This window comes from Cytophagia bacterium CHB2 (assembly GCA_030263535.1).
GTDB lineage: Bacteria > Zhuqueibacterota > Zhuqueibacteria > Zhuqueibacterales > Zhuqueibacteraceae > Coneutiohabitans.
Map to the genome: position 1 here is coordinate 1 of SZPB01000347.1, position 6,871 is coordinate 6,871.

The following is a 6,871-nucleotide window of genomic DNA, read 5'->3' on the forward strand; positions in this document are numbered from 1 at the left end:
CAGGGGGCGGGGCTCGCCGGATTGGCAATTGCCAGCTACGAATGGATGGCGGCGATTTGCCTGGTTTTTGTGGCCATTTTTTTTCTGCCGAAATTTTTACGCAGCGGCATCTATACCATTCCTGAGTATCTCGAATACCGGTACAATCCGACGGCACGCGCCCTCATGGCGTTTTATACAATGTTGATTTATGTCGGTGTGACGGTCGCTGCCGTAATTTATTCCGGTGCCCTGCCGTTGCATACGATTTATGATTTGCAAATGAGTCATGCTATATGGCTCGTCGGCGGCATTGCGGCAATCTATACCATCTGGGGTGGACTCAAAGCGGTGGCGTGGGCGGATCTCTTTCAAGGCTCAGCTTTGATCATCGGCGGCTTCATAACCATGATATTGGGATTCCGCGCGGTGGGCGGCGTGGATAATTTTTTTGCGGCTAATTCTGACAAACTTCACATGATCTTGCCCAGCGATCATCCGGTGTTGCCGTGGACGGCATTGGTTGTCGGACTCTGGATTCCGAATTTTTATTATTGGGGTTTGAATCAATACATCACGCAACGAACCCTGGCAGCCAGCACGCTGAAACAAGGCCAGTTGGGCGTCATCTTCGCCGCTTTTATCAAGCTCATTATTCCGTTCATCATTATCTTTCCCGGGATCATGGCTTATCAACTCTACGCCGAGCAGCTTACAGCCAGCGGCGCCACCACGGATGCGGCCTACCCGCTGTTGATTCGAAATTTGATTACGCCCGGACTTCGAGGTTTCATCTTCGCAGCATTGTGCGGCGCGGTTGTCAGCTCGCTGGCTTCCATGCTCAACTCAGCCTCGACCATTTTTACGATGGATTTATACAAACGTCATTGGAACAAGACTGCATCAGGCAGAGCCTTGATCAATGTCGGTCGCCTCATGACGTTTGTGTTTGTCATCTTCGGTTGTCTGATTGCCCCCAATCTTGCCCATCCCAGTCTAAAGGGAATTTTTAGCTACATCCAAGAATTCCAGGGTTTCATATCTCCTGGCGTGCTTGCCGCTTTTATTTTTGGTTTGTTTGTCAAGAGGGTGCCGGAGCAAGCCGGCGTGTGGGCGTTGATCCTCAATCCTATCATTTATGGCCTTTTGTTGATCTTTTTTGGCAGTCTCCCGTTTTTTGAAAATCTCGGCGTCGCGTTGGGAAAGATCGCATTCCTAAACCGTATGGCAATAACCTTTGTCATCATTATCGCCGTGATGGCGGTGCTGACGATCATGAAACCATTGGCACAGCCCAAAGTCTTGCCGGTGCGAGAGGAATTCGACATGAGGCCTGCGCCCTCGGTTTTATGGTTGGGCGGGGTAGTTATCCTTCTGACCGCGACGCTGTACGCAATTTTTTGGTAAAACCGGTTTTGGAACGAAAGAGCATCTTTTATAATCAAGAGGCGTAATGCCATGTCCAGGAGTACTGTTGACGCGAGGCGCAAATTATTTCTCGAGTTGTATGGCAGTGATCAGGAGGCGTTGCAAATCCGCAGGTATGAACAACTCTTAAAGAAGTATGAAGAATTTTTTGGTGGAGAAGAGGCGCAGTTATTCTCTGCGCCCGGCCGCACGGAGATTGGCGGAAATCATACCGATCACAATCACGGCCGTGTGTTGGCGGCCGCGGTGAATCTTGACGCGATTGCCGCCGCCGCGCCAACGAACAAAGATTTGGTGACGATCTACTCCGAAACGTATTCACCTCCGTTTGAAGTTTCCCTGCGCGATCTGACTCCCCAAAAGAACGAAGAGAGAACAACCTCCGCACTCATTCGCGGGATTGCCGCGCGCTTTCAAACGTTGGGATATGCCGTCGGCGGATTCCATGCCTGCCTCGCCAGTAATGTAATGATCGGCTCGGGTTTAAGCTCTTCGGCGTGCATCGAAGTGTTGCTGGGCACGATTATGAATGTTTTTTACAATAAGGGAAAAATACCTGCAATTGAAGTGGCCAAGATCGGCCAGTATGCGGAGAATGTTTATTTCAAGAAGCCTTGCGGGTTGATGGATCAAATCGCCTGTGCGTTGGGCGGGATCGTTGCAATCGACTTTGAAGATCCGGAGAAGCCGGTAATTGAAAAAATAAATTTTGATTTTGCCGCGCAGCATCACAGCTTGGTCGTGGTGAATACCGGCGGAAGCCACGCCGACTTGACCGATGATTACGCGGCCATACCGGCAGAAATGAAGTCGGTGGCCGGCAAGCTCGGAGGAAAAGTTTGTCGTGATATTTCGCTAGAAAACGTGATTGACCATTGCCGCGCGCTGCGCACGCAACTTGGAGATCGCGCCCTCTTGAGAGCGCTGCACTTTTTGCATGAAAATCAGCGCGTCGCAGAGCAAGTTGCGGCGCTGAACAAGGGCGATTTCGCAGCATTTCTTGCATTGGTGCGCGCTTCCGGCAATTCATCTTGGAAATGGCTGCAGAATTGCGCAAGCCCGCAAGACCCCACCGAGCAGAGTATCGCGTTAGCGCTTGCTTTAACGGAAGATTTTTTGAAGGAAGAAAACTCCGGCGCGTGTCGCGTACACGGCGGTGGATTCGCGGGTACCATTCAGGTATTTATGCCTGAGACACGGGTGAGTGACTACACAATACTGATGGAAACGATTTTCGGAGAGGGGGCCGTGACCGTGCTGCGCATTCGGAACCGCGGTGTACAGCATGTGAGCGCAGAGAAGATACACTGACGCTGGCAATTTATACAACTTGCCGATTGTGGATTTCGCTCTTTTTCTCCGCCCAAGTGCGAATATGCCCGATAATATCGCGCGTATCCGTGCCCGGCCCAAAAACCTTGCCGATGCCGAGTTGCTCCAATTCCGCGGCATCATCCGGGGGTATCGTGCCGCCCGCCAGCAGCAGAACGTCAGTCATGTCGTTCTTCTTCATTAGGTCCATAATGCGCGGAAACAGCGTCATGTGCGCGCCCGACAGCATTGAAATGCCGATCACATCGACATCTTCCTGTAATGCCGCTTCCACGATCATCTCCGGCGTTTGATGCAGGCCGGAGTAGATGACTTCGAAGCCGGCGTCGCGCAAGGCGCTGGCGATGATCTTCGCGCCGCGATCGTGGCCGTCAAGGCCGAGTTTACCGACAAGCACGCGAATCTTTTTTTCCATGTAAGAATCCTTTTTGATCGCAGATTATCGTTAATACACCGAATCGGGCCTCGGCGCGCAGCGCAGCCGGGCCTCAAACACGCATGGTTTCGCGATGCTCAGAACACCGGCTCTTCGCGCCAGGTGCCGTACACGGTTTTTAGTTCGTTGATAATTTCGCCGAGCGTGCAGTAAGCCATGCTGCAATCGATCAACGCGGGCATGAGATTGCGGCCCTCTTGCGCTGTTTCTTTGAGCTTGGCCAGCGATTGGCGCACGGCAGTGTTGTTGCGTTCGGCGCGCAAGCGGGCAAGGTTTTGCGCTTGCTGCCGCTCCACGCTGGCATCGATTTTCAAAATCGGTATATCAAGTTTCTCTTCCGGCTCGACAAAGGCATTCACACCGACAATGAGCCTTTCCTTCTTTTCGATCTCTTCCTGATATTTGCGTGCGGCTATAGCAATCTCGCGTTGAAAAAAACCTTCTTTGATTGCAGGAATCACGCCGCCAATATCATCGATCTTGTGAAAATAATCCTCCACCTCTTGTTCCATTTTCGAAGTGAGATGTTCGAGGAAATACGATCCGGCGAGCGGATCGACGGTGTTGGTTACACCCGTTTCATAAGCAATAATTTGTTGCGTGCGCAACGCAATTTTCGCGGCGAATTCCGAAGGCAACGCCCAGGTCTCATCCAGCGAGTTGGTGTGCAGCGATTGCGTTCCGCCCAACACCCCGGCAAGCGCTTCGAACGCGGTGCGCACGATGTTATTCATGGGCTGCTGGCCGGTGAGGGAACACCCCGCGGTTTGTGTGTGAAAGCGCAATTTCCATGAGCGTTCATCCTTTGCGCCGTATTTGTCGCGCATGCGTTTGGCCCAGATGCGGCGCGCCGCACGAAACTTGGCGATCTCTTCAAAAAAATCGAGATGCGAATTGAAAAAGAAGGAAAGCCGTGGCGCAAAGTCATCAACATTTAAGCCGGCTTTCATCGCCGCTTCCACATAAGCGAAACCGTCGGCAAGCGTGAATGCCAGCTCCTGCACCGCGGTGCTGCCCGCCTCGCGAATGTGATAGCCGCTGATCGAAATCGTGTTCCATTCCGGCACCTGCTTGGTGCAATATTCAATCGTGTCCACGACGATCTTCATCGAAGGTTCGGGCGGAAAGATGAATTCTTTTTGGGCGATGTACTCTTTAAGAATGTCGTTTTGCAGCGTGCCGCGCAGCTTGCTTTCTGGTACGCCCTGTTTTTTGCCGACGCAAATGTAGAAGGCCAGAATCACGGCAGCAGGTGAATTGATTGTCATCGAGGTGCTTACTTTATCCAGCGGAATGCCTTCGAACAACGTTTCCATGTCGCGCAATGATGAAATCGCCACGCCGCAGACACCGACTTCACCTTCAGAGAGCGGATCGTCGGAGTCGCGGCCCATCAACGTGGGCAAGTCGAATGCCGTTGAGAGCCCGGTTTGGCCGTTTTCCAAAAGATATTTGAAACGTTTGTTGGTATCTGCCGGTGTGCCGAAGCCGGCGAACTGGCGCATGGTCCACAAGCGGCCGCGGTGCATGTTGGCATGTATGCCGCGCGTGTAGGGAAACTCGCCGGGGAAGCCGATGTCGCACAACGGATCGATGTGTGCGATGTCATCCGGGCCATAGAGATCGTTGATGGGAACGCTGGAGGTGGTGATGAATTTGGCCGGGCGATCTTTAAACTTGGGGCGTGTTTCGCGCTGCCAACGCTCGCGCTCTTGCTGGTATTGTTCTTTTTCGTTGGACATAGCAGGCTCCGCAGGGTTAGTTCAGCGATGATCAATATGCATGTGATGGCGGCCGTGCGCAATTGAGCAAGATATCGTCGCGCAGCGTGAGTGGCCAAAATACGTCAATCTCTCTGAAAAGTCAAGGCTGCGCATTTTATGCTTTCCAACAGTTTTAGCCAGGATGAATTGAATCACCGATGATTATTTAAACAGTTCAATTTTAATTCATGCTGCACCGGCCTGCGGGTCAACCATAATCTTGCTTGACTTTACCCAAAATCATCCTATCTTCCAACTCAATTTTTCTCACCGCCCTTTCCACCAAGAAGGCCTCTTATGTTGAAAATCTATTTCCCGCTGTTCCTGGCGCTTTTTATCGCGTCCTGTCAATCGCCGCAACCCTCAGCCAAAAGCGCCTCGGGTCTGCGCAAAATCAAGTATAGCAGCGCAGAAGAGCTTGCCCGAATTCGCCAAGCTGGGGCGGAGATCGTCGTCCAAGAACCGGATTACGTCATTATTCGCGTTGATAGTACCATGACGACGGCGCTGGCGCTTCCTGCCGAGACCCTGCAAGAAAAGGATCTCGTCCAGCGGCTCGTTTACATTACGTTGCAAGACTCAACCAGCGTGCAACAAATCGTGGATGCCGGTCTCGATTTATGGGAAACGCGCGGAGACACGGCCATTGCGCGGGCTTTCGATATTCAACTTGAAAAGCTGCAAGAAGTCGGTTTTTCATTCCAAATTATTGCAGCCGATGCTGACAAATTTGAAGGACGCGCACAATGAGAAAAACAAATGTAATTGCAACGATTGCTTCTCTTTTCCTGGGTTATGTGTTGCTGACCAGCGGTGATTGTCCGGGTACTCAGCCGCCAGCGCCGGACGCCGGCTTGTATCATACCTATGATGAAATCAAGAACGAGCTGCCGCAATTGGCGGCGCAGCACAGCGCGATTGCACAAGTCAAATCGCTGGGCAAATCCGTTGAAGGCCGCGACCTGTGGGCCATGAAAATCAGCGACGCGGTGGCGCAAGAGGAGGGCGAGGCAGAAATCATTTTGCTCGGCGGGCATCATGCGCGCGAATGGATTTCGGTTGACGTGCCCTTTCTCATTGCAAAACATCTCCTCGAGAATTATGGCAGTGATTCGCTGGTTACCCGGCTGATCAATGAGACGGCAATCTGGGTTGTGCCCATGGTGAATCCCGACGGACATCAGTACACCATCACAACGCAACGCTTGTGGCGCAAGAATCGCCGCAACAACAACGACGGCACGTTCGGCGTGGATTTGAATCGCAATTATGGCTATCAATGGGGCGGGCCCGGCTCTTCCGGGGACACGTACTCTGAAACCTATCGCGGCCCCTCGCCATTTTCCGAGCCGGAAACGCAGGCAATACGTGACTTCTTGCAGAGCCGCCCGGTAAAGGCGTTGATTAGTTATCATAACTTTTCACAGCTTGTTTTGTATCCGTGGGGCTATACGAGTAATCCAGCGCCCGATCGTGACTTGCTCAACAATCTTGCGGTTGCGATGGCGGATCGCATACGCGCCGTGCACGGTGTGCGGTATACGCCGCAACAATCATCGGATCTTTATCTCGCCAGCGGTGATACAACGGATTGGCTGTACGCGCTTCTGAACCTGCCGGCAATCACCATTGAGCTGCGGCCGAGCAGCAGCATACCCGGTTTCGAATTGCCGGAGAGTCAAATTCAGCCGACGTTCGAAGAGAATCTTTCTGCGGCGTTGTTTTTGATGGATTGGGTGACGCAGCAGACGCAGGCAACGCTTTAATCCATCAAATTGGTAAAACCACGGTTTAACCGTGGTCGAGCATTACCGAACGTGAATGGGGTGCAATTCCCCAAAGTTGGTGCAGTAAATATGTCACCCTTACAGGGTTATCCCCTGTTACTTTTGGCTATCTTTCTATAACCATGACATCCCTTCGGGATTCTCGG

At 52.3% G+C, this 6,871-nt stretch carries 6 protein-coding genes; 4 read left to right on the plus strand and 2 right to left on the minus strand.

Going from position 1 to position 6,871, the window contains the following annotated elements; genetic code table 11:
- Both FBQ85_24240 and FBQ85_24245 read left to right on the plus strand, forming a co-directional pair.
- On the plus strand, positions 1 to 1,386 hold a 1,386-nt coding region (locus FBQ85_24240), incomplete at its 5' end, for a sodium/solute symporter (protein MDL1878243.1).
- A gap of 51 nt (positions 1,387 to 1,437) precedes the next feature.
- Complete coding sequence (locus tag FBQ85_24245) at positions 1,438 to 2,718, plus strand: galactokinase (protein ID MDL1878244.1); 1,281 nt, start codon at positions 1,438 to 1,440, stop codon at positions 2,716 to 2,718.
- A gap of 10 nt (positions 2,719 to 2,728) precedes the next feature.
- Here the strand turns inward: FBQ85_24245 and FBQ85_24250 are convergent, their stop codons facing one another.
- Positions 2,729 to 3,154 (minus strand): cobalamin B12-binding domain-containing protein, encoded by a 426-nt coding sequence (locus FBQ85_24250; GenBank protein ID MDL1878245.1) that lies wholly within the window; start codon positions 3,152 to 3,154, stop codon positions 2,729 to 2,731.
- Positions 3,155 to 3,252: 98 nt separating this feature from the next.
- On the minus strand, positions 3,253 to 4,917 hold the full coding sequence (locus FBQ85_24255) for a methylmalonyl-CoA mutase (GenBank protein ID MDL1878246.1): 1,665 nt from the start codon (positions 4,915 to 4,917) through the stop codon (positions 3,253 to 3,255).
- Positions 4,918 to 5,235: 318 nt separating this feature from the next.
- On the opposite strand from FBQ85_24255, the gene FBQ85_24260 reads away from it, so the two are divergent.
- Complete coding sequence (locus FBQ85_24260; protein MDL1878247.1) at positions 5,236 to 5,688, plus strand: hypothetical protein; 453 nt, start codon at positions 5,236 to 5,238, stop codon at positions 5,686 to 5,688.
- Positions 5,685 to 6,704, plus strand: a complete 1,020-nt coding sequence (locus tag FBQ85_24265; GenBank protein ID MDL1878248.1) for a zinc carboxypeptidase — start codon at positions 5,685 to 5,687, stop codon at positions 6,702 to 6,704. The genes FBQ85_24260 and FBQ85_24265 overlap by 4 nt, the downstream gene beginning before the upstream one ends.
- Positions 6,705 to 6,871 lie beyond the last annotated feature (167 nt).

Bases quoted from the DNA above. Each gene is read 5' to 3' on its own strand.
- FBQ85_24255 (MDL1878246.1), bottom strand. From the start codon at position 4,917: ATGTCCAACGAAAAAGAACAATACCAGCAAGAGCGCGAGCGTTGGCAG.
- FBQ85_24245 (MDL1878244.1), top strand. From the start codon at position 1,438: ATGTCCAGGAGTACTGTTGACGCGAGGCGCAAATTATTTCTCGAGTTG.
- FBQ85_24265 (MDL1878248.1), top strand. From the start codon at position 5,685: ATGAGAAAAACAAATGTAATTGCAACGATTGCTTCTCTTTTCCTGGGT.
- FBQ85_24250 (MDL1878245.1), bottom strand. From the start codon at position 3,154: ATGGAAAAAAAGATTCGCGTGCTTGTCGGTAAACTCGGCCTTGACGGC.
- FBQ85_24260 (MDL1878247.1), top strand. From the start codon at position 5,236: ATGTTGAAAATCTATTTCCCGCTGTTCCTGGCGCTTTTTATCGCGTCC.